Annotated in this window: 18 protein-coding genes; 14 read left to right on the forward strand and 4 right to left on the reverse strand. The window is 51.7% G+C overall.

Annotated features, from left to right (window positions below; translation table 11 throughout):
- The first annotated feature begins 45 nt into the window (after nt 1–45).
- From HBA93_RS24480 to HBA93_RS02795, 12 genes are all read left to right on the forward strand, one after another.
- Complete coding sequence (locus tag HBA93_RS24480; RefSeq protein ID WP_502910014.1) at nt 46–399, forward strand: hypothetical protein; 354 nt, start codon at nt 46–48, stop codon at nt 397–399.
- Nucleotides 400–552: 153 nt separating this feature from the next.
- Nucleotides 553–1,233 carry a response regulator transcription factor gene (locus tag HBA93_RS02745; RefSeq protein WP_121991702.1) on the forward strand — a complete coding sequence of 227 codons (681 nt, stop codon included), beginning with the start codon at nt 553–555 and terminating at the stop codon, nt 1,231–1,233.
- Between the two features lie 88 nt (nt 1,234–1,321).
- Nucleotides 1,322–2,650: an ATP-binding protein gene (locus tag HBA93_RS02750; RefSeq protein WP_221722424.1), complete on the forward strand. Its 1,329-nt coding sequence runs from the start codon at nt 1,322–1,324 to the stop codon at nt 2,648–2,650.
- A 158-nt stretch (nt 2,651–2,808) separates the two neighbouring features.
- Entirely contained in the window at nt 2,809–3,255 is a 447-nt protein-coding gene (locus tag HBA93_RS02755; RefSeq protein ID WP_221722268.1) for an RT0821/Lpp0805 family surface protein, read from the forward strand.
- Nucleotides 3,256–3,397: 142 nt separating this feature from the next.
- The gene (gene ccmI / locus HBA93_RS02760; RefSeq protein WP_221722269.1) at nt 3,398–4,591 is read left to right on the forward strand and encodes a c-type cytochrome biogenesis protein CcmI; all 1,194 of its coding nucleotides are present in this window, start codon (nt 3,398–3,400) and stop codon (nt 4,589–4,591) included.
- A gap of 62 nt (nt 4,592–4,653) precedes the next feature.
- Nucleotides 4,654–5,091, forward strand: a complete 438-nt coding sequence (gene ccmE, locus HBA93_RS02765; protein WP_221722425.1) for a cytochrome c maturation protein CcmE — start codon at nt 4,654–4,656, stop codon at nt 5,089–5,091.
- A gap of 95 nt (nt 5,092–5,186) precedes the next feature.
- Nucleotides 5,187–7,175, forward strand: coding sequence for a heme lyase CcmF/NrfE family subunit (locus HBA93_RS02770; protein WP_221722270.1), 1,989 nt, complete (start codon nt 5,187–5,189; stop codon nt 7,173–7,175).
- A gap of 5 nt (nt 7,176–7,180) precedes the next feature.
- Nucleotides 7,181–7,684 carry a cytochrome c-type biogenesis protein gene (locus HBA93_RS02775; RefSeq protein WP_221722426.1) on the forward strand — a complete coding sequence of 168 codons (504 nt, stop codon included), beginning with the start codon at nt 7,181–7,183 and terminating at the stop codon, nt 7,682–7,684.
- 127 nt (nt 7,685–7,811) lie between these two features.
- Nucleotides 7,812–9,344 (forward strand): Do family serine endopeptidase, encoded by a 1,533-nt coding sequence (locus HBA93_RS02780; RefSeq protein ID WP_221722271.1) that lies wholly within the window; start codon nt 7,812–7,814, stop codon nt 9,342–9,344.
- A gap of 87 nt (nt 9,345–9,431) precedes the next feature.
- The gene (locus tag HBA93_RS02785) at nt 9,432–10,142 is read left to right on the forward strand and encodes a response regulator transcription factor (protein ID WP_022709997.1); all 711 of its coding nucleotides are present in this window, start codon (nt 9,432–9,434) and stop codon (nt 10,140–10,142) included.
- Entirely contained in the window at nt 10,139–11,557 is a 1,419-nt protein-coding gene (locus HBA93_RS02790) for a sensor histidine kinase (protein ID WP_221722272.1), read from the forward strand. The genes HBA93_RS02785 and HBA93_RS02790 overlap by 4 nt, the downstream gene beginning before the upstream one ends.
- Before the next feature lie 242 nt (nt 11,558–11,799).
- Nucleotides 11,800–14,730, forward strand: a complete 2,931-nt coding sequence (locus HBA93_RS02795; protein ID WP_221722273.1) for a bifunctional [glutamine synthetase] adenylyltransferase/[glutamine synthetase]-adenylyl-L-tyrosine phosphorylase — start codon at nt 11,800–11,802, stop codon at nt 14,728–14,730.
- A 2-nt stretch (nt 14,731–14,732) separates the two neighbouring features.
- Here the strand turns inward: HBA93_RS02795 and HBA93_RS02800 are convergent, their stop codons facing one another.
- Together HBA93_RS02800 and pepN are read right to left on the reverse strand one after the other, a co-directional pair.
- Complete coding sequence (locus HBA93_RS02800) at nt 14,733–17,117, reverse strand: PAS domain-containing sensor histidine kinase (RefSeq protein WP_221722274.1); 2,385 nt, start codon at nt 17,115–17,117, stop codon at nt 14,733–14,735.
- 360 nt (nt 17,118–17,477) lie between these two features.
- Entirely contained in the window at nt 17,478–20,117 is a 2,640-nt protein-coding gene (pepN, locus tag HBA93_RS02805) for an aminopeptidase N (protein ID WP_221722275.1), read from the reverse strand.
- A gap of 272 nt (nt 20,118–20,389) precedes the next feature.
- On the opposite strand from pepN, the gene HBA93_RS02810 reads away from it, so the two are divergent.
- On the forward strand, nt 20,390–21,346 hold the full coding sequence (locus tag HBA93_RS02810; RefSeq protein WP_502910015.1) for a DMT family transporter: 957 nt from the start codon (nt 20,390–20,392) through the stop codon (nt 21,344–21,346).
- 5 nt (nt 21,347–21,351) lie between these two features.
- On the opposite strand, the gene HBA93_RS02815 is transcribed toward HBA93_RS02810, so the two are convergent.
- Both HBA93_RS02815 and HBA93_RS02820 read right to left on the reverse strand, forming a co-directional pair.
- Nucleotides 21,352–22,650, reverse strand: coding sequence for an MFS transporter (locus HBA93_RS02815; RefSeq protein WP_221722276.1), 1,299 nt, complete (start codon nt 22,648–22,650; stop codon nt 21,352–21,354).
- Nucleotides 22,651–23,024: 374 nt separating this feature from the next.
- Entirely contained in the window at nt 23,025–23,930 is a 906-nt protein-coding gene (locus HBA93_RS02820; protein WP_221722277.1) for a uracil-DNA glycosylase, read from the reverse strand.
- A 358-nt stretch (nt 23,931–24,288) separates the two neighbouring features.
- On the opposite strand from HBA93_RS02820, the gene HBA93_RS02825 reads away from it, so the two are divergent.
- Nucleotides 24,289–25,953: an electron transfer flavoprotein-ubiquinone oxidoreductase gene (locus HBA93_RS02825; protein ID WP_221722278.1), complete on the forward strand. Its 1,665-nt coding sequence runs from the start codon at nt 24,289–24,291 to the stop codon at nt 25,951–25,953.
- Nucleotides 25,954–26,072: the final 119 nt, after the last annotated feature.

Here is a 26,072-nt window from a genome sequence, read left to right on the forward strand (position 1 = left end):
GCTTGTTCATTCAACATTCAGGTAAGAGGCGTTAAAGTGAGCGTTATGATGACACAGAAACCAGTTCGCACATTTTTCGCTGCTTTTACTCTGCTCGCCGGTATGACCGCAGCAGTTTTTACAAGCATTGTTCCATCTGCGGGCGCCGCAGGCTTGCAACGGCACGTACCTGCCGGTTTGCAACAGGCGCAGTCCGCATCATCCCAGTCGCGTATCATTCGCGTTGCCGGTGATTGTGCTGCTATCGGGCAGCAGGTTGCTGCACAGCAGGGCGGTACACTAACCAAAGCAACAGCAGCTGTACAGAACGGCGCGCCGGTCTGTATCGTGGTTGTGCTGGTTCCCGGACGTGACGGGGAACGCCCACGTCGCGTGGAAGTTGCTGTACCGGCTAAATAAGGCGGAAACTTTAAAGTTTCACATATAATTTGCAGGCCGCTGGCCTGCACCTCTCCGGTTTGCTCATTCTTGTAATGTGCTATAAGACAAATGTTGTCTGCGTGGCAGGCAGCATGCTGTATTGTCGCTCCGAAAGTCTGAAAAGGTTTGCTGATGAGAATTCTGATTGTTGAAGATGATAAGGATCTTAACCGTCAGCTGGCTGAAGCTCTCCGTGATGCGGATTATGTGGTCGATTGTGCTTTTGATGGCGAAGAGGGTCATTTTCTTGGTGATACTGAGCCATATGATGCAGTGATACTGGATATCGGTCTCCCGCAAATGGACGGTATCAGTGTTGTGGAGCGCTGGCGTCGTGAAGGTCGTTCCATGCCGGTGCTGATGCTGACAGCGCGCGATCGCTGGAGTGACAAGGTGGCCGGTATTGATGCCGGTGCCGATGATTATGTGGCGAAACCATTCCACATTGAGGAAGTTCTGGCACGGTTGCGTGCATTGATCCGCCGCGCGGCAGGTCATGCTTCATCAGAGATTGTCAGCGGCAAGCTTGTGCTGGATACAAAGGCGTCCAAAGCGACAGTTGACGGCACAGCGTTGAAGCTGACCTCTCACGAGTTCCGGCTTTTGTCTTATCTTATGCATCATATGGATGAAGTTATTTCCCGTACAGAACTGGTGGAACATCTATACGACCAGGATTTTGATCGCGATTCCAATACGATCGAGGTTTTTGTCGGACGTCTGCGTAAGAAAATGGGCGTGGATATGATCGAAACTGTTCGCGGAATGGGATATCGCATCCGCTCTGACAATAACGATGACAGTAAAGATTAAGATGCCGCTGTTTTCCGGGAAAGTCTTTGCTCTCGGTTTGCGCTCGCTGGCTTTGCGTGTGGTGACACTGTCAACATTATGGGTCATTATTGCCCTTGTTGTTGTTGCTACGTTTATTCAGTCGCTTTATCGGGATGCTGCGGAACGTAGTTTTCAAAGTCTTTTATCGGCACATCTTTATAGTCTCGTCGGTGCAGTCAGTCTGACACCGGATGGGGAACTTTACGGCAGGCCCGAGCTTGGTGAAATACGCTATGCAAGCGTAGGTTCAGGCTGGTATTGGTCGGTTGACCCTGTATCTGCAAGTGTGCGCGGTCATCTGGGGTCGGTTTCACTTGGCACCAAAATAATCCCTGTAAAGTCAGTTTCTGAAGCGCCTTTTGACCAGTCCTTTATGCGCAGCTATGTCGTACAAACCAGCACCGGTGAAGAGCTTTCTGTTGTTGAGACAGAAGTTGTTCTCGACAGCACGGACAAAATTGCCCGTTTTCGCGTGATGGGAAATCTGAATGAAGTAAAAGAGGAAGTCAGCGATTTCCGCAACCGGCTTTATATCTATCTGGGGTTGTTCGGTCTTGGCAGTATTCTGATTAACGCGGCGATTATCCTGTTTGGTTTGCGGCCGTTGGATCATGTGCGCCGTACTCTTGCAGACATTCGTGAGGGGCGAAGCAATCGTGTGGACACAGATTTGCCTTTGGAAATCGCACCGCTCGCGCAGGAAATGAATGCCCTGATAGAAAATAATCACCGTATTGTAGAGCGTTCGCGGACACAGGTGGGAAATCTTGCACATTCTCTGAAAACGCCGCTTTCCGTGCTGATGAATGAGGGGCGCAATATTGGCGGGCGTCAGGGACAGCTTGTAATAGAGCAAAGCGATGCGATGCAGGTGCAAATCCAGCATTATCTGCAGCGCGCGCGCGTTGCAGCGCAGCGGGATAGCGTTGTGTTCAGGGCTCCGGTCACGCCGGTGCTGGAGCGTATGATTCGTGTGACGGCTAAGCTTAACCCGCATTTAAACGTTAGCTTTTCCAATCAGTTCCGTGCTGCAATTTTTGCCGGCGAAAAAGAAGATCTCGAAGAGATCGTCGGAAATATTATGGAGAATGCTTCTAAGTGGGGACGTTCAAAAATTCATCTGTCACTGCGTTCTGTACAAAAATCAGATATAAACGACGGCGCAGGTAATTTGTTTGAAATCCTGATTGAGGATGACGGAGCCGGTTTGCCTGCGGATAAAATGGCCGAAGCTCTGAAACGTGGAAAACGCATTGATGAAAGCAAGCCCGGTACAGGTTTGGGGCTGGCAATTGTTCAGGATACGGTCAGGGAATATGGTGGAACTTTGGGGCTGGGTAAAGCATCGTTGGGTGGTCTTGCAGTACAAATTACTTTGCCTGCAGTTTTAAGCTAAGCTTTGCTTTTACCGGATTTCAGGTATAAATGGCTGCAGTCAGGGCGCGTTATTCCTGATTTTGTTTTATGTTGAGATCTCAAGGGAATGATTGCAGAGTGTGCTTTCAGTAGTCATAATGCCCTGCAAAGCGTTGCTGACAGGATGTTAAATTGCTCATGAAGTCGTCTTCCGTAGGTATATTGCGTAAACTTACTTTTATTCTGCCGCTGTTCGCTCTTACAGCCTGCTCCACATTGAACGCTTCAACATCAGGTTCGCCATCCGGAAATCCGCTAGCCGGAGGATCGGTCAGCAATGCTGTGCTTGCGCCGATGGGCAATGGTATTCTGGGGGCTGCCGGTTCGCAGCTCGCGGCTTCTGACCGCAGATCAGCAATTGAGGCGGAATATAAAGCGTTGGAATATGCGCCGAAAGGTGAAGCGGTTTCATGGAAGGGGCGTTCAGGTAAAGCGTCCGGCGAGGTAACTGCTGCACAGCCATATCAGGTCGGTTCTCAGAATTGCAGGCAATATAGCCATAGTTTCACTGTGGACGGAGCGCCGCAGCTGGTACGCGGCACCGCCTGCCGCAATGATGATGGCAGCTGGACTCCGCTGACCTGATTTTGTTCGGTGCAAAACTTGTTTGTGGCAGGTTTTGCACAGAGCTGAACTGACGGACAGCTTTGCGGCCAAATGACCTATACCCCGATAATTTGCCAACAGGCTGTTGGTTTTACCGGGCAGGTAGATTAAGTCTCCGGTCATGGATTTCTGGCTTGTTTCTGCACTTTTAACTTTCGCTGCAATTCTTATCGTCATGTTGCCTCTGACACGAAAAGACACCGTGTCCGTGGCTGAAGGCGAGGAAGACCGCTCGGTTTATATTCAGCAGCTGAAAGAGATTGATTCCGATCTGGCGCGAGGTCTGCTGGATGAGCAGTCGGCCGAGCAGGCTCGACTCGAAATATCCCGTCGTATTCTTAAAAACGACCGTCGCATGACGGATGCGGCTGCTGGCGTTGAAGGCAAAAGCACAGACGCTGCTGAAAAGAAATATCTGTTCAGTGCAAGCGACCGTTGGGCGATTATTCTTGTCTTATTGTTCATTCCGGCAGTCAGCTGGGGTGTTTATGCTGCAATCGGTACACCTGATCTGCCTGCTCAGCCTCTGGCTGAACGCAAAAATAGAATGATTCAGGATAAAAGTGCAGCCGAACTGATCGCGCAGGCTGAAGCGCATTTGGCAACAACGCCGGATGATGGCCGTGGCTGGGCGATACTTGCGCCGATATATCTGCGCATCGGTCGCGTTGACGATGCTATTAATGCCTATCGCAAGGCTCTGGAACTGCTTGGTGATGATGTTGATCGTCTGATCGGCCTAGGGGAAGCGTTGACGATTAAAGCCAACGGGCAGGTCACTGAAGAGGCACTTGCTCTCTTCGAAAAAGCCGGAACAATCGAGCCGTCTGACATGCGTCCGCCTTTGATGAAAGCACGGGCATTGCTGCAGGCCGGTAAACGGGATGATGCAATCAATGTCTTGCAGATTATCCTCAATACGTCTCCTGAAGATGCTCAATGGCGTGCTGATATTGAGCAGACGATTGCCAATCTGAAAGCAGGCGCTGCGGCTCCTTCAACTGCGCAATCGCCAGCAGTACCGGCACCGGGGCCGACGGCTGAAGATGTGGAAGCTGCTGCCACCCTGAGTGAGCAGGGACGGAAAGATATGATCCGCTCAATGGTGGATGGTCTGGCCGCAAAACTACAAGATAATCCGACAGATATTGATGGCTGGGAGCGTTTGCTGCGCGCATATGTCGTGCTTGGTGAGCGTGATAATGCTGCTGAAGCTTTGCGAAATGCTGTTAAAGTTCTGCCGGAAAATGACCGGAAGCGTCTTACTCAGGTAGCAACCCGGTTAGGACTGGATACGACGGGAGTTCAGAAGTGACCCATAGTCAGATATCGGCATCATCCTCTGCAGAAAGCCGCACGCGGCGGGTTTCACAGGTTATGCGCAACCGCAAACGTAAGCGTCTGATTTTGATCTCCGGTGCTATGGCTGTTCTGGCACTGGCAATTGGTCTGGTTCTGATCGCCTTCAGTCAGGATATTCGCTATTTCCGTACCCCTGATGATGTGACGGCTGAAGATATTGCATCGGGTGCGCGTTTCCGTCTTGGTGGTCTGGTCGAGGCTGGTTCTGTGGTCCGTGGCGCTGATAAAAATGTGCAATTTGCCGTCACAGATACGCTGAAACAGGTGACTGTCACCTATGAGGGTATTCTGCCGGATCTGTTTCGTGAAGGACAGGGTGTTGTCGCAGAAGGCCGCTTTACACCCGATGGTGTTTTTATTGCAGATAATGTTCTGGCAAAGCATGACGAAAATTACATGCCGAAAGATGTTGCGGACAGTCTGAAAGAAAAAGGTGTCTGGGAAGGGAACTAAGCTGCTCTTAAGCAGGCTGTGTTTGAACCTCCCATTCCAAAAGCTGAATATTGCGTGTTTCGGATGCGCAATATTCAACAGGCAGGATAAATAGAATGAGCGTTGAAATCGGACATTTCGCACTGGTACTGGCACTGGCTTTGGCCTTGGTGCAGTCCTTTTTGCCGGTCATCGGAGCAAAACGGAATGATTCCCGGTTGATGAGCGTTGCAGAGCCTTGCTCTGCGGCCGTGTTTGCATTGGTTCTGTTATCGTCGGCAATGCTGGTACATGCCTATGTTACTTCTGATTTCTCAGTGCTTAATGTGGTTGAAAATTCCCACTCGCTGAAGCCTTTACTGTTTAAAATTACCGGAGTCTGGGGCAATCACGAAGGCTCGATGATGCTCTGGGTGCTGATTTTGACATTTTTCAGTGCGCTGGTTGCTGTCTTCGGCAGTAATCTTCCGAACACATTGCGGGCTAATGTTCTGGCTGTGCAGGGATGGATTGCTACAGCATTCTTAAGCTTCATTCTTTTCACATCCAATCCGTTTATCCGGATTATTCCGGCACCGATTGAAGGGCAGGATCTCAATCCTATCCTGCAGGATATCGGCCTCGCCATTCATCCGCCGATGCTTTATCTCGGCTATGTCGGCTTTTCAGTTTGCTTCTCCTTTGCTGTTGCTGCGCTGATTGACGGTCGTATTGATGCCGCATGGGCGCGCTGGGTACGACCTTGGACGCTGACTGCGTGGATTTTTCTGACCGGCGGTATCTCAATGGGCTCTTACTGGGCTTATTATGAGCTGGGCTGGGGCGGCTGGTGGTTCTGGGATCCGGTTGAAAACGCATCCTTCATGCCATGGCTGATCGGCACTGCGCTTCTGCATTCCGCAATTGTAATGGAAAAACGCGGCGCTTTGAAAATCTGGACGATTTTGCTGGCTCTGCTGACATTCTCATTGTCATTGCTTGGTGCATTTCTTGTTCGTTCGGGCGTGCTGACCTCGGTACACAGCTTTGCCACCGATCCGGGGCGTGGCTTGTTTATTCTCGCTATTCTGGTGTTCTTCATCGGTGGCTCACTGGCATTATTTGCCTTGCGTGCACAGACATTGACGACCGGAACCATGTTCCAGCCGGTGTCGCGTGAAGGTGCGCTGGTGCTGAACAATCTGTTCCTGAGCACGGCCACAGCAACTGTGCTGATCGGTACGCTTTATCCGTTGTTGCTGGAAGCAATGACCGGAACCAAAATTTCCGTCGGCGCTCCGTTTTTCAATATGACTTTCGGCCCGCTGATGATCCCGCTGCTGGCAGCCGTACCATTCGGCCCGCTGCTGGCATGGAAACGCGGCGATCTCTATGCGGTGGCACAGCGCCTGATGTGGGTTTTCGGCCTGTGTCTCCTGAGCGTGGGACTGGTTCTTATTCTGATTGATCCGCGTGCTGTCTGGGCTGCTTTCGGTATTGGTCTGGGCATGTGGGTTATTCTTGGCAGCCTGATGGATATCGTGACCAAAGCCGGTTTTGGTAAGGTTGAGCTTTCGCGGGCATTTCCGCGTTTGTTAGGGCTTCCACGTTCAGTATTCGGTACAGCACTGGCCCATATGGGGCTTGGTATCACTTTGCTGGGCATCGTGATCGTAACCAGTTTCGGTACGGAACAGGTTGTCACTATGAAACAGGGAGAAACGGTTGCTTTCTCCGGTTATCAGTTGCGCTATGATGCACAGCAGCCTTTTGCCGGTTCGAACTATACAGAAGATCAGGGATTGTTCTCTCTGCTCGACAGCAGAGGCAATACAATCGGCAATGTTATGGCTGCGAAGCGCTTTTATCCGGCGCGTAATATGCCGACAACTGAAGCCGGTATTCTGACCCGCGGAGTTAATCAGTATTATGTTGCGCTGGGCGATGCTCTTGAAAATGGCGGCATGGTCGTGCGTCTCTGGTGGAAACCATCAGTCACACTGATCTGGCTTGGCACGGTTGCCATGGTTCTTGGCGGCCTCTTATCTCTGATGGACAGACGTCTGCGTGTCGGTGCTCCGGCCAAGGCAAAAAAGACGGTGAAAGCAGTAAGCGGGGTGGCATGATGAGCATGTTGAAAAATCTGTTCAGTCGCTCCTTATGCATCTTGCTCATTACTGTGAGCATTGCCGCCGGTAGTTTTCTGACTGCAAATGTTCAGAATGCATGGGCGGTTAATCCGGATGAAATTCTGGCTGATCCTGTGCTGGAAAAACGTGCGCGTGATCTCTCTGCCGGTTTGCGGTGCATGGTGTGTCAGAACCAGTCGATTGATGATTCCGATGCCGATCTGGCGCGTGATTTGCGGTTGCTAGTGCGTGAGCGTCTGGTGCAGGGTGACAGCGACGAACAGGTTATTGATTTTCTGGTGTCACGGTATGGCGAGTTCGTGCTTCTCAAGCCGCGTCTCGACAAGCAGACAATCATCCTGTGGAGTTTCCCTGTCGTTATTCTGATTATTGGTATCAGCGTTATCTGGTTTTCGCGCCGTAAAGCCGGCAGCACGCAGCCGCAGATTGTTCCGCTGAATGACGAGGAAAAACAACGTCTTCAAAATCTTCTGGACGGCAAATAACCGGAATTTCGTAACCTTACGAAAAATTCATGTTTCAGAAATTATCCGGTAATGTTCACTAAGCTATCTCTTGTGAGGAATAGTTGATAATCTTTAGCTGGTTATCTGCCCTCTCAGGAGATATTTTATGTCTGATATTAAGTCATCTTCCCGTCGCCCGCTGACCCACATTTTCTTGTCCGCCGCTCTGGCCGGTACAATTCTGGCGACTGGCCCTCTGGCATCAATCTCGTCTGCGCAGGCAGCTCCGGTCAGCGTGACCGCTCAGGCACAGCCGGGTTTTTCTGAACTGGTTGAAAAAGTTCGCCCTGCCGTTGTGAGTGTGCGCGTGAAAAGCGATGTGCAGAACACACGCAACGACCGCACCCAGTATTTTGGCGGTAATGGTCTTGACCAGTTACCGGACGGCCATCCTCTGAAGCGCTTCTTCAAGGAATTCGGCAACCCTTATGGTCCTGATGGTGAGCAGGCACGCCCGAATAAGCGTCAGAAGCGCGGTGATCGCGGCCATGCTCGTCCGTTTGCTCAGGGGTCAGGCTTCTTCATTTCTGAAGACGGCTATGTCGTCACCAATAATCATGTTGTGACAGACGGCGATTCATTCTCCGTTGTGATGGATGACGGCACCGAACTTGATGCCAAGCTGATCGGCACTGATGCTCGTACAGATCTTGCCGTGCTGAAAGTCGATGACAAGCGCAAATTCACTTATGTTGCTTTTGATGATGACAGCACTGTCAAAGTCGGTGACTGGGTTGTCGCTGTAGGTAATCCGTTCGGCCTTGGCGGCACTGTGACTGCCGGTATCGTTTCTGCCCGTGGCCGTGATATTGGTGCAGGCCCTTACGATGATTTCATCCAGATTGATGCGGCGGTAAACAAGGGGAATTCCGGCGGTCCTGCTTTTGATCTGACCGGTAAGGTTGTCGGTATTAACACTGCGATCTTCTCACCGTCGGGCGGCAGTGTTGGTATTGCTTTTGCAATTCCGGCATCCACTGCAAGCAAGGTTGTGGATCAGCTGATTAAGAAGGGCTCGGTTGAGCGTGGCTGGATCGGCGTTCAAATTCAGCCGGTAACCAAGGAAATTGCAGATTCACTCGGTCTTGCTGAGGATAAAGGCGCAATTGTTGCCGAACCACAGGCTGACGGCCCTGCCGCTAAAGCGGGTATCGTTGCCGGTGATGTGATCACGGCTGTGAATGATGAAACCGTGAAAGATCCGCGTGATCTGGCAAAGAAAGTTGCTGCGATTAATCCGGGTGAAAAAGCCAGCTTGACGATCTGGCGCAAGGGTAAGGCTGAAACTGTCAGCATTGACATTAAAGCCTATCCGGATGACCAGAAACAGGGTGACAAGGGCGCTGCTACATCATCGGGCGAGAGTGAAACTCTTGATGATTACGGCCTCACAGTCACTCCGGATGACAGCGGTAAAGGCGTTGTTGTAACCGATGTTGATCCGGATAGCGATGCAGCTGACAAGGGTATGCGCGCCGGCGATACAATTGTGACCGTGAATAATAAGGATGTAAAATCTGCATCTGACATTAACGCAGCGATTAAAGATGCTGTGAAAAACGGACGCAAGGCAGTTCTGCTACAGGTTCAGCGTAATGGCCAGAACAGCTTTGTTGCTCTGCCGGTTGATCAGGGCTGATCTGTTCTGATAGGTTGAGACATGTAAAGGCGGTGCTTAAACAGCGCCGCCTTTTCAAACATTTACACTCTGCTTTGAGGGTTGCTGATGCGTATTTTGATTATTGAGGATGACCGCGAAGCGGCACGTTATCTGGAAAAAGCATTTGCTGAAGCCGGACATATTGCTGATGTCGCCGGTGATGGCGAAACCGGCTATACGCTGGCAGAGAATAATCATTATGACGTGCTGATTATTGACCGGATGCTGCCGAAGCGTGACGGGCTTTCTGTCATTGCCGGATTGCGTGCACAGGGGCAAACCACACCGGCGCTCATTCTTTCAGCTCTGGGGCAGGTGGATGACCGTGTGACAGGCCTGCGTGCCGGCGGCGATGATTATCTCACCAAGCCTTATGCATTCTCGGAGCTGCTGGCGCGTGTTGAGGTTTTACAACGCCGTGTCAGCCCGAAAGAGGCAGACACAGTATACCGCGTTGGCGATCTGGAACTTGACCGTCTGTCTCATACGGCGCGTCGTGCCGGAACCGAGATCAATTTGCAGCCGCGCGAATTTCGCCTGCTGGAATATCTGATGCGCCATGCGGGGCAGGTGGTTACCCGCACGATGCTGCTGGAAAATGTCTGGGATTATCACTTCGATCCGCAAACCAATGTGATCGATGTCCATATCTCACGCCTGCGCTCCAAAATCGAAAAAGATTTTGACGAGCCTTTGCTGCATACAGTGCGCGGAGCCGGTTATATGTTGAAGGCGGGAACATCCGCAGCCAAATCCAAAGTGGCGGACAGCCAATGATGAGCCGGCTGAGCGCCTTGCTGAGCACGACAGCCGTCCGGCTGTCGGCTTTATATTTGTTGCTGTTTTTGCTCAGTGCGATGGCACTGTTTTTCTATATGACCAATCTGTCGGTCAATTTTCTGACTGCACAGACACAAAAAGCTTTGCTCGATGAAGTGACAAGCGTCACGCAGTCTTATGAGCGCGGTGGTATTCCGCTGCTGGTGCGCACGATTGACCGGCGCTCCCGCCAGCCTGGTGCTTTTCTTTATCTGATTTCTGATCCCGCAGGGCGTATTCTCTCCGGCAATGTGGAGAGCCTTGAGCCGGGTGTGCTGGATATTAGCGGTATGTCAGACCGGCCATTCACCTATATGCGCTATGGCGAGCAGGGCAGTGCTGAGAAACACAAGGCGATTGCGATTGTCTTCGCTATCCCGAATGGTATGCGCGTTCTGATCGGCCGCGATCTGAGCGAGCCGGAACTGTTCCGCGATATTATGCGCCGCGCTTTGGTGCTGGCATTGGGCATCATGGCGATTGGCGCTTTCCTGATTTGGTATTTTGTCGGGCGCAGGGCACTGCTACGGCTCAAACAGGTGTCCAGCTCTTCACAACGCATTATGGCGGGTGATCTGGGTGAGCGTCTGCCGGTCAGTGGTTCCGGTGATGAATTTGACCGGCTGTCGATCAATCTGAATGCTATGCTGGGGCGGATTGAAGAACTGAATGACGGGCTGAAACATGTCTCTGACAATATCGCTCATGATCTGAAAACGCCGCTGACCAGACTGCGCAATAAGGCGGAAGCCACACTTTCCGGCCAGAAAGACAACACGGAATACCGCGTGGCTCTTGAAGATATTATTGCCGAATCCGATCAGCTGATCCTCACGTTTAATGCGATCCTGATGATCTCGCGCCTTGAGGCCGGTTACTCATCCGAGAATATGGAAGTGCTGCCGGTTAATCCGATCCTGCATGATGTGGCAGAGCTTTACGAACCGGTTGCTGAAGATGCGGGACTGGAGCTTGTGGTTGAGGCCGGTGCGGATATCAGCCTGCGGATCAATCGTGAACTGGTTGGTCAGACTATTTCCAATCTGATTGATAATGCGATCAAATATTCACCGGTCGCAGATGAGAGCGGTGAAAACCGGACAAAGATCACCGTGGCGATGAAGAAAGAGGGCGATCAGGTATTGATCAGCGTTGCCGATCAGGGCGCGGGTATTCCGGAAGCGATGCGCGAACAGGCGACAGAGCGTTTTGTGCGTCTTGAGGAAAGCCGTACACAACCGGGCTCCGGTCTTGGACTCAGTCTGGCAAAAGCGGTGATGAAACTGCATGGCGGCAGTCTGATGCTTGAAGATAATTCACCGGGACTGCGGGTTGTTCTTGCTTTTCCTGCCCTGCCTGAGACAAAACAGTAATCAGGCAGGAATCTACAGCGCATCCCGAAAAGTGCGTAGCGGTTTTCGGATAAGATGCGCGTGGAAACAGGAAGCGCATCCCGAAAAGTGCGTAGCGGTTTTCGGATAAGATGCGCGTGGAAACAGGAAGCGCATCCCGAAAAGTGTGAAACGGTTTCGGATAAGATGCGCGGCAACAAAGGGACAGAGCATTTCTTCTGTTTTAATTGAAACGGGAAATGCTCTGGGGGTGAAATTGCAGCATGACCGGTGTTTTGTTTTTTGATAGTTCGCTGAAATCTCTGACAGTTCCCGATCCGCAACAGGCAAAGATTTACCTGCAAAATTTAAAAGGAGCGGCCACAGAGCGCGGATGCAACGCTCTGAGCCGCTATCTCAAAGCCACAGATGAAACCGGATTTTTAGCAGCAATTCTCGATTGCTCATCCTTCCTGAGGGAAGTGACAGAAACCTGTCCTGAAATTCTGGAAAGCCTGTTTACCGCGCCGCTCGATGCACTGCTGGCACAGGCATTAGAGCAGATCTCTGCTCTGGGTGCTGATCCGGAAATGACGGAAAACCGGTTGATGACGGAACTGCGCCGTCTCAAGAAAACTGCCCATGTGCTGATTGCACTGGATGATCTGGCAGGCTTTGCCGATGTGATGCAAACCACCAATCGCCTGAGCGATCTTGCAGAGGCAAGCCTGCGTGCTGCCGTACAATTCTTGCTGCTTGAAAGCGATACAAAAGGCAAACTGGCTCTGCCGGATCGTAACCATCCTGAAAAAGACAGCGGGCTGATTGTGCTCGGTATGGGTAAGTTCGGCGCAAGAGAACTGAATTATTCTTCCGATATTGATCTGATTATTTTTATCGACAGCGCCCGTCCGGCAATTACTGATCCCTATGAATGTGTTGATCTGTTCTCACGCATGGCGCGGCGGCTGGTCAAGATTTTGCAGGACAGAACGGCGGACGGCTATGTCTTCCGTGTGGATTTGCGTCTGCGCCCTGACCCCGGAGCAACGCCGCTGGCTATTCCGGTGAGCGCGGCACTGCATTATTATGAGGGGCGCGGCCAGAACTGGGAACGCGCCGCGATGATTAAAGCACGTCCAGTCGCCGGTGATATTGCTTCGGGTGAGCAGTTCATCAAAGAACTCGCGCCCTATGTCTGGCGCAAATATCTTGATTATGCGGCGATTGCCGATATTCATTCGATCAAGCGTCAAATCCATGCGCATCGCGGTCATGGCGATATTGCCGTGCGGGGCCATAATGTGAAACTCGGACGCGGCGGTATTCGCGAGATCGAGTTTTTCGTGCAGACCCAGCAGCTGATTGCAGGCGGGCGCTTTCCTGAATTGCGCGGCTCACAAACTTTGGCGATGCTCACCAAACTTTATGAACGTGGCTGGGTGGGTGAAAATGCCCGCGATCAGCTGAGCCGCAATTATCAGTTTCTGCGCAATGTTGAGCACCGTATTCAGATGGTGGCTGATGAACAGACACATATTCTGCCGGAGGATGATGAAGGTTTCAGCCGCATCGCTTCGATGATGGGCTATCCGGATAATGAAAGCTTCACAGCAGAGTTTCTGGCTGTTCTGCGTACTGTCGAAAAACATTATGCGGCATTGTTTGAGCAAGCGCCGGAACTTGGCAGCAGTGGCGGCAATCTGGTCTTTACCGGTGAGACGGATGATCCCGATACGCTGCAAACCCTGTCACAGCTTGGTTTTGAGCGTCCGAGTGATATTTGCCGGATTATCCGCACATGGCATTTTGGCCGTTACCGCGCAACGCAAACGGCCGAGGCGCGTGAACGCTTAACCGAACTCACACCAGCCTTGCTGAATGCCTTTGCAGCAACCGAGCGTGCCGATGATGCTCTGCTGCGGTTTGATGGTTTTCTGCAAGGTCTGCCATCCGGTATCCAGCTTTTCAGCCTGCTACAGTCCAATCCGGCGTTACTTAATCTGTTGGTTTTGGTGATGAGTGCTGCACCACGACTGGCCGAAATTATCACCCATAAACCGCATGTCTTTGACGGTATGCTGGACCCGCGCATTTTCTCCGAATTGCCAACGCGCAGCTATCTCGAAGAGCGGTTGGATACTTTCCTCACCCATGATGAACCTTATGAAGAAACGCTTGACCGTTTGCGTATATTTGCAGCTGAGCAGCGTTTTCTGATTGGTATCCGCTTGCTGACCGGCGCGATTGACGGTGTGCGTGCGGGCAGGGCATTCTCTGATCTTGCCGAGCTGATGATTGACCGTGCGCTGAGTGCGGTGATGAAGGAATTTACCATCCGCCATGGCCAGATTGCTGGTGGCCGTATTGCAGTGCTGGCCATGGGTAAACTGGGAAGCCGCGAACTCACCGCCGGTTCTGATATTGATATCATACTGCTCTATGACCATGATGCGGATGCTGACTATTCAGATGGTGAGAAGCAGCTTGCTGCATCGCAATACTATATCCGTCTGACGCAGCGTCTGATCGCGGCATTGTCCGCACCTATGGCCGAAGGCGTGCTTTATGAAGTGGACATGCGTCTGCGCCCTTCCGGCAATAAAGGACCTGTTGCAACCCATATTGAGGCTTTCGGCAAGTATCAGCGCAATGATGCATGGGTATGGGAACATATGGCGCTGACCCGCGCTCGCGCTATAGCCGGTGACCAGTCATTCCGTGATGAAATTGATGCGGAGGTTGATGCTATTCTCGCCATTCCTTCCGAGGTGAAAAAGACCGCCAAGGAAATGACCGATATGCGTGCACTGATTGCCAGTGAAAAGCCGCCGCGTGATAATTGGGATCTGAAGCTGCGTTCTGGCGGTTTGATTGATCTGGAATTTATCGCGCAGTTCGCAGTGCTGACAGGGCAGGTGGCGACAGATATCCGTCACACTTCCACAGAATTAAATCTGCGTCATCTGAAGCCGGATTTTTCCAGTCCTGCACTGGCCGAAGAACTGGCCGCAGCCCATCATTTCTATAGTAATCTTACGCAGATTATCCGTCTCTGTGTTGACGATAATACGGGGCGGGAGGATTATCTGCCGGGCTTGCTGGAACTGCTGTGCCGCGCCGCTGAATTGCCGGATATTGCCCATGTTGAGCATCAGCTGGATCAGACAACCGAACTGGTCGCCAAAGCCTTCAAACAATTGCTGAAAGGCTAAAATTAAGCTGCTACATCGCCACTGGCAGGAGCGTTGAGCGTTGGTGTTTTGCGATCCGGAATGCGCACAGAGACAATTGTGCCCACACCTTCGGTTGAGCAGATGCGCAGCGCACCATTATGCAGCTCAGCCAGCGAGCGCGAGATAGCAAGACCAAGGCCGGAACCCGTATGGGTCTTGGTGAACTGATTTTCCACCTGTTCAAACGGATGACCGAGTTTCTTCAGCGCGTCACGCGGAATACCGCAGCCGGTATCTTTAATGGTGAGGATCAGAGCACCGTTAGTCTTACGTGCCCGCACCAGAATATTACCGCCGTCACCGGTGAATTTCACAGCATTGGACAGCAGATTAATCAGCACCTGCTTGATCGCGCGGCGGTCAGCGCTGGCGGTAATCGTATCGGCAATACTGGTTTCAACCGTAATATGTTTTTGTTCAGCTTGCAGGGAAACCACACGCACGGTTTCTTCAATCAGCGGATAAAGATCAATCTCTTCGCGATCCAGTGAGAAATGTCCGGCCTCAATCTTCGACATATCGAGAATGTCATTGATAACATTGAGCAGATAATTGCCGCTGGTATGAATGTCGTGAATATATTCTGCGTAACGGTCAGAGCCGAGCGGACCAAACGTACCGGCAGAAATCATTTCGGAGAAGCCGATAATCGCATTGAGCGGTGTGCGCAATTCATGAGACATATTGGCAAGGAATTCGGACTTTGCACGGTTCGCGCTTTCCGCACGTTCCTTTTCCGTCGCATATTTTGAAGCCAGCTCTGACAGCTCGCGCACGCGGTCTTTCTCCGCTTTACGGGCAAGACTCAGATCCTGAATGGTTGCCATCAGACGACGCTCACTATCCACCAGACGTTCCTGATGCAGCTTCAACTGGGTAATGTCTGTGCCAACCGATACCAGACCGCCGTCCTGTGTGCGACGTTCGTTGACCTGCAGCCAGCGGCCGTCACCAAGCTGGCGCTCGAATGTCTGTGCACCGCTACGGTCATTTTCATTGGCCATGCGGCGTTCAAAAGCGGCAGGGCGCAGCAGCGGCTGAATATCTTCGCGCGTTACACCGGCCTTGAGTGCTGTGGCAGGCAGGCCTGCATATTCATTATACTTGCCGTTGGACATGACCAGACGGCTCTCAGCATCCCAGAGAACGAAAGCCTCGGAAATGCTTTCAATCGCCTCACGGATACGCAGGTCAGCCTCGGCTGTAGCCTGCGCAAAACGGTGCTGTTCGCTCACATCAAAGGCAATGCCAACAAGATGCACATCGCCTTCATTGGCGATTTCCGCACGTACGCGCATCCACACCCAGTAGCCGTCGGCATGGCGCATACGCAGCACTTTATCAACCTGACGCAATTCGCCGGACATAACCTGTGTGGCGATTTCGTAAAGATCACCGTCAACAGGATTAACGATGGCTGCAACATCACCGAATGACAGAACGCTGTCGACCGCTTCATAGCCGAGCATTTCATACATGGAGCGCGACCAGTACATGCGTCCGCGCGCCATGTCCCAGTCCCAGAGACCGCAGCGGCCGCGGGCCAGAGCCAGATCAATTCGCCTTTGAATCTGATGGGAGAAATCATCGGCATCGCGGGCACGCGCTGCCTGAGAGAAATAGGCATAAAGAATAGCCAGCAGAACACCGGCGGTTGCGGCAAACAGGGTAATATTCAGCGAGAGAATCTGTCGCCAGTCTTTAAAAATTACTTTTTCAGTATTGAAAGCAATAACAGAAAAGGCACCGGCCGCAGCAGCCTGCACATTTTGCGGTTCAACTTTTTCAGCAGCTGCAAAAGCAGCTTCACTGCGGTATTTTACAGGCAAAACACCGGCGCGGCTGCCAAACATCAAGAGCGGCTGTGCTTCGGTGAACAGCGTCTCCGCCTGAATGCCAAGCAATTGGCGGCTGCTCAGAGCGGCAACGATTTTTGAATTTTCATCGAGAATGGCAAGTTCAAGACCTGCATTAATCAAGCCCTGCGAACGCAGCTCAACCAGTAAATTCTGGATAGAGCTATAGTCACCGTCGCTGTCCGCAGGTGGAACAGTTTCGATCTGCTTTTGCAATTTTGAAGCAACATGCGCGGCAGTCAGCGCCATTTCATGGCGGGCATCACTTTCGATCTCGTCGCGCTGGTTGAGCAGCGACAACATGCGCGCACCGGCGAGAATAATCAGAAAGGCAATAATCAGCACCGGCACGACGCGACGCAGTAACGGCTCAAGGGAAAGGAGCTTGCGGTAGGCAGGGCCCGACAACAGATAAACATAACCGGAAAGCTTGAAACGCTTGCGCGGGCTTTGTCTTTCTGAGGTGTAACGGACACCATTCGGCGCGCGGTACGCGTCGGTATTTGCCATCCTGTGGCCCCTCATCTGAGTGGTTGCTTTTGAAGTGATTCGGGGTGGGAAATCCGAATAACCCTAATGAATCAAATGTGATTCGCTGTGTCCAGTGCTTTTAATTAATAATTAATAAAAAACCTGCGCCGATTCGAAGATGATTCGATCAGTTCTCGGAAGGTGACACATGAGGTCAGTGCTGCATGATTCTGATTTGATTCAGAAATACACTGCCGTTCAGTTTTTATCGTAAAACATTGTGTTCTTTTTAAAGCGTTTCCTGAAAAGCAGGAGATGGACTTGTGCAGTTGTGTGCATAGTCAAATGTGAAGAAATGAGATGCGGAAGTGCCGGTTTGCCTTCCGCACCCTTATTTTGTCAGGCGAGCATACGTTCTGTAATATCACGCACATCGGCGGAGAGGTTTTCAGCCTGAGCGATGGTTTCCAATGCTGTTTTCAGATGCTCGCGGCGTGCCGGTTCCAGTGTTTTCCATGAGCGCAGGCTGGTCAGCAGGCGCGACGCCAATTGCGGGTTTTCGCGGTCAATTGTCAGGATCAGATTGGTGAAAAACGCATAGGTTTTGCCGTCCGGCCGGTTGAAGCCGGTCGGATTGCCTGCTGCAAAGGCACCAAGCAAAGCGCGTGTTCTGTTCGGATTGTCGAGAGAGAACAGCGGATGCTGCATCAGTTGCTGTACAGTTTCCAGCGCATCAGGTGCAGGGCGGCGCGCCTGCACACCAAACCATTTGTCCATCGCCAGCGGTACATTGCCATAGTCTTTCTCAAACTGTGCCAAGGCTTGTGTCGCATTGTCATGACCGTAAAAGCGATGCACCAGCAAGGTCAGAGCTGCAATCTTGTCTGTCATATTGTCGGCATCAGTGAATTGGGCATAGACTCGTGCAGGCTCTTTATCCGAGGCGGCAAGATAGTTCAGCAAGACTGCTTTAAGCGCACGTTTTCCAGCGCCTTTCGCATCGGGCGTGAAAGGTGTGTTATCTTGTAAGCTCTCATAAGTTTTGGCGAATAGTGCGGCATTCTGCGTGGCAATTGCAGAGAGTAATGCTTCTCTGCTGCTGCGGATCAGGTCAGGATCAATATTGCTGCCAAGCTCGCGGGCAATATCCGCTTCTTCCGGCAGTGAGAGGCATAGCGCACGGAAAGCATGATCCAGCGTCTTATCCTGCACCAGTTCAGCCAATAATTCTGCCAGTGCCGGATCAAATGCGACCGGCTCCTGCAGACGCAGTTTTTCAACATTACTCATAATGGCGGTGTTCATCAGCTGATGGATAACCTGCCAGCGACCAAACGCATCACTGTCGTGGCGGGCAAGAAACAGTTGCTCTTCACGGCTCAGTTGCTGGCTGAGATGCACCGGCGCAGAGAAACCGCGCAACAGCGAGAGAGCCGGTTTTTCAGCAATATTGTGAAATGTCCAGCTTTGTGAAGCTTCACGCAGATGCAGAACATCGCCTTCAAGTCCTGCGCCCTCATGGGAAGAAACAGCAATATCTTTGCCATTGGCACCGATCAGCCCGAATTTGACCGGAATATGCATGGGCTGCTTATGGCTCTGGCCCGGTGTCGGATCCGTCTTTTGCCCCAAAGTGAGGCGCAGGCTCCGGCTTGCGGCATCATAGTCACTGCTAACAGTCACAAGTGGTGTGCCTGCCTGATCATACCACAGCGCAAAATGGGCGAGGGAGCGACCGGTCACATCCTCAAAACATTTGATGAAATCCTCAATCGTCGCAGCTTCACCATCATGACGGCTGAAATAGAGATCAAGACCTTTATAGAAAGACGCATCACCGATAATGGTGCGCAACATACGGATCAGTTCACTGCCTTTTTCATAAACGGTTGCCGTGTAGAAATTATTGATCTCCCGATATTCTTTCGGCCGTACCGGATGTGCCAGCGGGCCGCCGTCTTCCGGAAATTGCTGCGCCTTGAGAATTTTCACCTCGTCAATGCGATGAACAGCGCGGGAGCGCATGTCGCTGGAAAATTCGTGGTCACGATAGACCGTCAGCCCTTCTTTCAGGCAAAGCTGAAACCAGTCACGGCAGGTAATGCGGTTGCCCGTCCAGTTGTGGAAATACTCATGGGCAATCACTGCTTCGATACCGGCATAATCCGTATCAGTGGCGGTCTGCGGATCAGCTAGAACATATTTATCGTTAAAGATGTTCAGCCCTTTATTCTCCATCGCGCCCATATTGAAATCAGACACGGCAACAATGTTGAAAATATCGAGATCATATTCGCGGCCATAAACTTCTTCATCCCAGCGCATTGAGCGTTTCAGCGCATCCATTGCATAAGTCGCGCGGTCTTCATTGCCATGCTCGACATAGATATTCAGCGCGACTTGTTTACCGGACATTGTGGTGAATTGATCACTGATCGACCCAAGATTACCAGCAACCAGCGCAAAAAGATAAGATGGCTTAGGATGCGGGTCATGCCACAGCGCATAATGACGACCATTGGCGAGATCACCATTTGCTTCAAGATTGCCATTGGAGAGCAGAATTGGCGCAGCCTGTTTGTCTGCCTCAAGACGAACAGTATAGACCGAGAGAACATCCGGCCGGTCGGGGAAATAGGTTATACGGCGAAACCCTTCCGCCTCACATTGGGTCGTATAGACATTGCTGGAACGATAAAGCCCCATCAGTTGCCGGTTGGTTGTCGGATTAATCCTTGTCACAATCTCCAGCGTAAACGCGCTCTGCTGCGGCAGGGAGCGGATGGTGAGCAGTTCCGGCGTTGCAATATAATCGCTGACCGGTTGTCCATTAATGTGCAGGCTCGCCAGTTCCAGCTCATCACCGTCCAGTATCAGCGGCGCGGTGAGGGAAACGCCATCGCGCCGCTCAATCATCATACGGGCTGTGACAATGGTTTTTTCCGGATCAAGCTGAAAATCCAGCTCTGTTTTGCGTATCAGGTAATCTGACGGGCGGTAATCTTCGAGGCGAAAGACATGACCTGTATCGGTACGCATAACTGCTCCTGCACTGACTTTGAATATTGTGCAGGGAGGTTAGGCCATTTTTTTGGCAGGCGAAACCGCAATCATTGTGAAAATTTTTGCTTGTTCAAAACAAGTATTTATTATGCCCGTTTTTTGAATATGTGACAGATCATTGTCTCTATTGGAATAGTTGTAAATTTAGCAAATAGTGCTGGAAAACTGGGCTCAACCAGCTATGGTGTTTGCATATAAAAAGAGGGAGTCTGCCGTACGAATTTGTCGGCAGTTAAGGAATTTTCATTGTGAATGCCCCTGAGCGCCATCTGCCTTTGGCAGATACACCCGCCGCTGCAGCTGAACCAAGACCATTGCTTGGTATTGCCTGCAAAGTTACATCTGTCTTCATTTTTGTGCTGATGTCGACACTGCTGAAATCCGCAGAAGGCATACCTGCGGGGGAACTGGTATTCTTCCGCTCGTTCTTTGCGATTTTTCCGGTTGTGATCTATCTGGCCTATACGCATCAGCTGCAAGGCGCGATGCAGACTTCGGATATTTTCGGTCATATCTGGCGCGGGCTAGTCGGGGTTATGTCCATGCTCAGCGGGTTCTATGCTCTGACCTTGCTGCCACTGCCGGAAAGCATTGCCATCAATTACGCATCCCCGCTGATGATTGTTGTGCTCAGTGCAATCTTCCTGAAGGAACAGGTGCGCATTTATCGCTGGAGCGCGGTGCTGGTCGGTTTTGTCGGCGTCCTGATTATTGTTTGGCCGCGTCTCAGCCTGTTCTCCGGCGGTGGTGTGAGCCATGGTGAGGCGGTCGGTGCGGTCTTTGCGCTGATCGGGGCTTTATCATCGGCCGTTGCCATGATGCTGGTGCGCAAACTGGTGAAGCGTGAGCGTACCGCAACGATTGTGATTTATTTCTCGCTCACCTCAACGGTGATTGCATTATTTACAATGCCCTTCGGCTGGGTTGTACCGCAAATGTGGCAACTGGCACTGCTGATCGCTGCGGGTTTTGCCGGAGGTATTGCGCAGATTTTCCTGACCGAATGTTACCGTCACGCAGATATGTCGACCATTGCTCCGTTTGAATATACATCCATGTTGCTCGGTCTTGGTATCGGCTATGTGGTTTTCGGCGATGTACCGACTCTGCCGATGCTGATCGGTAGTGTAATTGTTATTGGTGCAGGGATTTTCATCATTTTCCGCGAGCATAAACTGTCAGGTAGAAAACTGAGAAGGCACTGAGAATTTCAGTCCTTCATGTTTTCCGTTGAACTGTTTTCTGCCGAGGTTTCTTCTGTTTCTTCCTCAGGCACATCACTGCGCGGATCCATCTGATAGCTTTCAGGCGTATTGATATTCTTGGTCGCCTGATATTTGAACTCAGTTTTCTGATCGCTGATGGCAGGGCGCTCGCGCAGGCTGATACGCCACAAAGCATGCAGGCCATAGGCGGCAAAACAGATAATCAGCGTCACCGGCATACCGGTCTTGCCAAAGCTCTCCATCATCCGCGCTGCAATCTGCGGGCCGATCACATTGCCGATGCCATAAACAATCAGCAAACCGCCGGAAATTTTAACGAATTCATTGGCTTCCGCATAGTCATTGGCATGAGCGACATTGAGGCTGTAAATCGGAAACAACACCGCCCCCATCAGGAAAATGACCATATAGCCGCTCAGGCCGTCTGCCGGTGAAAACAGCATCAGCACCAGAGACAGAATAACGCCGATAATACCGCTCAGCACCATGACATAACGGCGGTCGACAAAATCCGAAAAACGCCCCAGCGGATATTGAAAAATAGCACCGCCGATCATCGCTGTGACCAGCATGGTCGCGATGCTTAGATTGTCGAGACCATTCATCTGGCCATAAATCGGTGCCAGAATATTCCACGCACCGGCAATAATGCCGGACACGAGGGAGCCGACAACGGCTGCGGGAGAGCGCTTATACAGGCCTTTAATATCCAGCGAAACCTGTGTCAGGGGCTTAGGCGATTCCGCGCGTGACAGGGCGGTCGGGATCAGGGCAAAGCTGTAAATAAGGGTGCAGATGATGAACAGGGTTTGCGTGGAAGGATCACCAAAAGGCAGAATATACTGACCGGACATAGTGCCGACCATGGTGGTGATCATATAGACTGAGAAGATCATACCGCGGCTGTCATTATTGACGCGCTCATTCAGCCAGCTTTCCACCACCATATAACCACCGGCCAGAGAGAAACCGGCCAGCCCGCGAAAGGCCATCCATGCGATCGGGTCGATAATCAGTGAGTGCAGCAGAAGCGACATGCCGAGAATGGTCAGCAAAACTGTAAAGACGCGAACATGGCCGACATTGCGCACAAAGATCGGCACCACCAGACAGCCCGCTGTAAAGGCGAGGGAATAGAATGTCCCCATCCAGCCGATTGTAATGGTTGACCAGCCTTCCATACCAGCGCGGATCGGCAGCAGCAGGCCTGCCAGACCACCGGCCATAAGCATCAGAAGCGTACTGAAAAGAAGCGCTGTAATCGGCAACAACTGAGCTGGCATGGATTTATCCGGACACTGAACCTGAAAGAGCAGGCTATCGTAAATGCGAAAATATTCAGCGACGCTTTATTGTAAAAAACAATGCAGGGATACTGGCATTTTTAGTCGGGAATGAAATTCTTTTTCACGGATGTTTATGTCGCATTTAAACTGGTGATGCAGCTAGAGCGGTTTACGTCCAGACTGGATTATAGCGCTCGCTCCAGATTCTTTATTTGGTCGCATTATCACGGGCGTCAGGTTGATCCAGCTTGACTGTGAAATGCTCTAGAGCGCCGTGTGCCAGACTTGGCACACAAAACTCGCTCTAACACTTTAAAATGAGAGCATAATTTTACCTCAAACTGATCCAAGTTTAAGGAATTATGCTCTGGTCAGACGGCACTTTCGGCCAGACGCATTTTGACCATCAGCCAGTCTTCCCATGCGAAGCGTTTTTGAGCCGGTGTGCGCAGTAAATAATCCGGATGCAGGCTTGGCATAATCGCAATGCTCTGCTCTCCGGCAGTCGTGAGACTGTGCCAGTTGCCGCGCAATTTATAAATCGGCTCACGGGAGCCTGTCAGGGCTTTGGCAGCAGGATCACCCAGTGCAACAATCACTTTAGGTGCAACCAGTTCAATCTGCCGGTCAAGGAACGGGCGGCATAAGTCCAGTTCCAGCGGTGTCGCAGGGCGATTGCCTGGCGGGCGCCATGGCAATGTATTGGCCAGATAGGCTTGCTCGCGTGTCAGATTAATAGCTGCAAGGATGCGGTTGAGCATCTGCCCCGCAGGGCCGGAGAAGGGAATACCTTCCAGATCATCATCACGCCCCGGCGTATCACCGATCACCATCAGTTCTGCATCTGCAGTACCGTCTGCAAAGCAGATATTCTTGGCGGTGAATTTCAGACGGCAGCCGTCAAAACCGGCCATTGCCTGCTGCAAGTCATCAAGACTGGCCGCGCTGCGGGCAAGTTTACGGGCATTTTCCAGCAAAATTTCCGGTGCAATTGCGGCCTGTGCAGGCATAGATGCTGCGGCCTGCGGCTTTTGCTGGGTGCGGTTTGCCGGCGGTGCATCACTGCGTGCCTGAGACTGCATGGCACCAGCCTGTGCAGGTGTGACATTGCGCACAGAATTATCAGGCTGGGATGTACGTTTCGGCTGTGCAGCTGCCAGTGTTGCAGCCTCTGCAAAACGATCAATTGGTGCATCAGCCAGCGCGGAATCCACTCCGGCTTCCGCATAGAAGCGAATCAGATCTTCCCAGTTAGCTGTGATTGCAGTGTCTGACACACGATTGTTCCGGTTGCAGGCTTGTTTACAGTTCTGAGGTCGCAAATTGCAGAAGCTTTGGCAAGGGCTTTCGGGCATGCCTGTTCAAAAACCATTTACATTGACGTAAACGTCAATATTATAGTGATCTGTTAGTGAACAAACGTCATGATCTGAGACGATTTTGGACAATAGGACGCATTTGAACTGTGTTACAACTCTGTATCAGGTGGGGATGAAGCATTTCATCGTCCTTTGATCAGCACGATAATGCGGCAATTAAAAGAATAGAACGAGCGCAGCGGATGTGATGAACACGATACGCTCTGGTTATAAAAAAACGGGAACCCAAGCTGCGCCCGATGCTATGGAGGTATAAATGAACAACGAACACGAACTTCCTGAACGGGAAAGTATGGAGTTCGACGTTGTGATCGTCGGCGCAGGCCCTGCCGGTCTTGCTGCGGCGATCCGTTTGAAACAGAATAATCCGGAACTCTCCGTCGTGGTTCTGGAAAAGGGCGGGGAAGTCGGTGCGCATATTCTGTCCGGCGCTGTTGTTGATCCGGTTGGTATCGACAAGCTGCTGCCTGACTGGCGCGAAGAAAGCGACCATCCTTTCAAAACTCCGGTAACGGATGACCAGTTTCTGGTGCTCGGACCTGCGGGTTCTGTAAGGCTGCCGAATTTCGCAATGCCGCCGCTGATGAATAATCATGGCAATTATATTGTGTCGCTGGGCAATGTAGCGCGCTGGCTGGCTACCCATGCTGAAAATCTCGGCGTGGAAATCTATCCGGGCTTTGCTGCTGCCGAAGTGCTTTATAATGATGCAGGTGCTGTAACCGGTGTCGCGACCGGTGATATGGGCGTGGAACGCAATGGTGAACCAGGGCCGAATTATACACGCGGCATGGAACTGCATGGTAAATATGTGCTGTTTGCAGAAGGTGCACGCGGCTCGCTCTCCAAGCAGGTTATTGCAAAATACAAACTGGATGAAGGCCGTGAACCGGCCAAATTTGGTATCGGCCTGAAAGAACTCTGGCAGATTGATCCGTCGAAGAGCAAGCCGGGTCTGGTGCAGCACTCTTTCGGCTGGCCGCTGGATATGAAAACCGGTGGCGGTTCCTTCCTTTACCATCTGGAAGACAATCTGGTGGCTGTCGGTTTTGTGGTGCATCTCAACTACAAGAACCCGTATCTGTCACCGTTTGAAGAATTCCAGCGTTACAAGACACATCCGACGATCCGTCCGACCTTTGAAGGTGCCAAGCGCATCTCCTATGGTGCGCGCGCGATTACTGAAGGCGGCTGGCAGTCCGTGCCGAAGCTGACATTCCCCGGCGGTGCGCTGATCGGCTGTGCGGCCGGTTTTGTGAACGTGCCGCGTATCAAAGGCTCGCATAATGCGGTGCTGTCGGGAATTCTTGCGGCGGATAAGGTTGCGGAAGCGATTGCTGCCGGTCGTGCGAATGATGAAGTTATCGGCATCGAAAATGAATGGCGTGACAGCGCTATCGGCAAAGACCTGAAGCGTGTTCGCAATGTTAAGCCGTTGTGGTCGAAATTCGGCACCATTATCGGTGTGGCGCTGGGTGGTCTGGATATGTGGACAAACCAGCTGTTCGGCTTCTCCTTCTTCGGTACGCTGAAACACGGCAAGACCGATGCGGCGGCATTGGAACCGGCGGCTAAACACAAGCCTATCAGCTATCCGAAGCCTGATGGTGTGGTGAGCTTTGATCGTCTGTCGTCAGTGTTCCTGTCGAGCACCAATCATGAAGAAGATCAGCCGGTTCACTTGCAGGTTAAAAATCTCGAACTGCAGCTGAAGTCTGAGCATGATGTGTTTGCAGGGCCTTCAACACGCTATTGCCCTGCGGGTGTTTATGAATGGGTTGAGAAGGACGGCAAGGAAACTTACGTCATCAATGCGCAGAACTGCGTACATTGCAAAACCTGTGACATCAAAGACCCGAACCAGAATATTAACTGGGTTACGCCACAAGGCGGCGAAGGACCGGTTTACGCAAATATGTAATATTTGCAGTAATAAACCGTGTCCGTCTCGACCGCCGTAATCAAGAATGTCGGCGAAGGACCGGTTTACGCAAATATGTAATATTTGCAGTATTAAGCCGTGTCTGTCTCGACTGCCGC

The organism is Ochrobactrum sp. SFR4, assembly GCF_019730395.1.
In the GTDB taxonomy this organism is placed as follows: domain Bacteria; phylum Pseudomonadota; class Alphaproteobacteria; order Rhizobiales; family Rhizobiaceae; genus Pseudochrobactrum.

Coding starts and splice junctions, on each gene's coding strand:
- HBA93_RS24480 (WP_502910014.1), top strand. CDS start 46: ATGATGACACAGAAACCAGTTCGCACATTTTTCGCTGCTTTTACTCTG.
- HBA93_RS02745 (WP_121991702.1), top strand. CDS start 553: ATGAGAATTCTGATTGTTGAAGATGATAAGGATCTTAACCGTCAGCTG.
- HBA93_RS02755 (WP_221722268.1), top strand. CDS start 2,809: ATGAAGTCGTCTTCCGTAGGTATATTGCGTAAACTTACTTTTATTCTG.
- ccmI (WP_221722269.1), top strand. CDS start 3,398: ATGGATTTCTGGCTTGTTTCTGCACTTTTAACTTTCGCTGCAATTCTT.
- ccmE (WP_221722425.1), top strand. CDS start 4,654: ATGCGCAACCGCAAACGTAAGCGTCTGATTTTGATCTCCGGTGCTATG.
- HBA93_RS02770 (WP_221722270.1), top strand. CDS start 5,187: ATGAGCGTTGAAATCGGACATTTCGCACTGGTACTGGCACTGGCTTTG.
- HBA93_RS02775 (WP_221722426.1), top strand. CDS start 7,181: ATGTTGAAAAATCTGTTCAGTCGCTCCTTATGCATCTTGCTCATTACT.
- HBA93_RS02780 (WP_221722271.1), top strand. CDS start 7,812: ATGTCTGATATTAAGTCATCTTCCCGTCGCCCGCTGACCCACATTTTC.
- HBA93_RS02785 (WP_022709997.1), top strand. CDS start 9,432: ATGCGTATTTTGATTATTGAGGATGACCGCGAAGCGGCACGTTATCTG.
- HBA93_RS02790 (WP_221722272.1), top strand. CDS start 10,139: ATGATGAGCCGGCTGAGCGCCTTGCTGAGCACGACAGCCGTCCGGCTG.
- HBA93_RS02795 (WP_221722273.1), top strand. CDS start 11,800: ATGACCGGTGTTTTGTTTTTTGATAGTTCGCTGAAATCTCTGACAGTT.
- HBA93_RS02800 (WP_221722274.1), bottom strand. CDS start 17,117: ATGGCAAATACCGACGCGTACCGCGCGCCGAATGGTGTCCGTTACACC.
- pepN (WP_221722275.1), bottom strand. CDS start 20,117: ATGCGTACCGATACAGGTCATGTCTTTCGCCTCGAAGATTACCGCCCG.
- HBA93_RS02815 (WP_221722276.1), bottom strand. CDS start 22,650: ATGCCAGCTCAGTTGTTGCCGATTACAGCGCTTCTTTTCAGTACGCTT.
- HBA93_RS02825 (WP_221722278.1), top strand. CDS start 24,289: ATGAACAACGAACACGAACTTCCTGAACGGGAAAGTATGGAGTTCGAC.